1 protein-coding gene is annotated in these 2,059 nt (G+C 46.7%); it reads right to left on the bottom strand.

Features of this window, described 5'->3' with window-relative positions:
* Positions 1-1,892: MotA/TolQ/ExbB proton channel family protein (locus J7J01_02120; GenBank protein MCD6209687.1), on the bottom strand; the 1,892-nt coding region annotated here is incomplete at its 3' end.
* Between the last annotated feature and the right edge of the window lie 167 nt (positions 1,893-2,059).

Below are 2,059 nucleotides of genomic sequence, written 5' to 3'. Positions count from 1 at the left end.
GCATTCCCTGAGCCGTTGGCATCAACGGTTGGCATGCCGATGCCACGCAGGATGAGCCGTTTTGTGACGTTTACATTTTCCATGTATGTTCCAGCATCAACTTCGATTGTAGCTCCGTCTTTTGTGTCCGGGTCATCTATTGCAGCTTGAATCGTTGAGAAGTTCTCACCTGTATCTATGTTGTGGACTGGACGTTTCGCTACAGATTCTCCTACCAACCGTATCGCCGGTATCCAGTTGGTGTACGAACGCCCATTCGCATCCACGAACGAAGTGCAGTTAATTATCCCCATCCCTCCTTTCGCTTCCACTACAGGAGCGTGATGAATCTGTGGATACGAAGCTGTCTTTGTCGTGTAATAGTAAGTATGATTCGCGAGCATTGTGAAAGCGGGGAACGAGACATTATGCCAGTCGCTGGCGTAACCATTCCAGTGCCCTTCCGTTATCTTTTCTGTTCTATTCGGGTCATGATAAAAAGCAACATATTCTGTATGCCCGCCTGTGCCCGGGCATGGATAAGTGTAAAGCTTGGATATATTGTATATAGTCACGTATGGCGTTATCGTGCCGTTGTGTGTGCCTGAAAAGCTCGGGTATGGGTTGGCTGGCGTTCCAGTGTCGAAGGCGAGCGCTGTTGGTACTTCCGGCGCTTCAAGCGTGATATTAAAATCGAAAACCCCACCGCGGTTTATATCTTCCGAAGTTACTTTGTGAGATGTAATATTTAATTGACTTCCATCTGGGCTCTTGATATCAAACAGCAACATCTCACTCGCATTCACATCGGTTCCATTCACAAGCACGAGTTGGTAATAGTTGGAACTTTCATTCGTCTCAGCCTCCCACTCCGCACCGCTATTCAAATTTGTTATGTTAATCATGGGGGTTTTCGCGCTCGCTGCCATCGTCATAAAAAAACGTATCCATGAATCACGAAAGGTGTTGTGGGCGTCGGCTGCGCAAGCACGGATATCGCTGCACACAGCCCTATTATGCACAACAGAGCGAGTTATTTCTTTGTTTTGCTCATCCTCTCCATCGCCCTTTCGCCTCCCCCTCCCCCACACACACTTTTGGGTCTTTCGCCTTCTAAAAACTTCCCTCAATCTCCCCGTTTTCCAGCCCTTCACCTTATTCAGGTATTGGTGAAGCCGCAGCTTCTGCTCTCCTATCTCCTTAAATTCCCCGTCCTCCTCCTTTTCCAACTCCAAACCTCCCTCAGTTTCAATTTCACTATCACCGAACAGAATCTCCGCTAAATACTCCATATCGCTCATATCCTGCTCATACCATCTGCTCCTGACCAACGTGATTGTATACCCTACCAGTCCAGTTGCGAGTCCAACAACCGTTGTCCCGAAAGCAACAATCAGATTATCAGCTAATGTCTTTACATCGCCACCCGCGAGCGCGAGCAACGCGGGTCCCATCGGTATCAGCGTGCCCATCAGCCCCAGCATTGGACCCGCACGAGTTACAAACCGCGACTTCTCCAGTCGCTTCATCATATCGGTCTCCAGATCCTGCAGTAACTTCTCTACCCTGGCTTGCATAAGCTTCCTGCTCGCAAACAAGCCCCTAGATTTCGAGATTCCGTTGATGAACTCGTGTACGTAATACGTGGAACATGACTTCCTCAACACCTCAAACGCGCCATCCAGGTCGTTCGCATTCAGTAGTGCTCGCGTTTTTAAAGCGCCTTGCTCAAGCGAAGTAAAATCCCGGCGCCTCACACGCCATTCATAAAGAAAACCGCCAAACGCGATCATACTCCATGAAATTAATATAAACAGCAGGATTATTACAGGATACAATAAATTCGTTGAGAGCAGGTATATCCCTTTCTGCGCCCCCAGCTTAAATAGCCCCAGTGCTCCACTTATGTCCATTGTCCATCCTCTCTCACCGATGATAACACTAATCAGCTTTATAAGAATAAAATTTGTTTTTATAAATCTATCATTTATATTTAACATATAGGTATCAATTATTAGACATAGACGATAGCAACATATTATGACAGATATCGACACCGATAGTAATAACAATAACAATA

Source organism: Methanophagales archaeon, from assembly GCA_021159465.1.
Lineage (GTDB): Archaea > Halobacteriota > Syntropharchaeia > Alkanophagales > Methanospirareceae > G60ANME1.
This window is presented reverse-complemented; position numbering and strand designations above follow the sequence as displayed.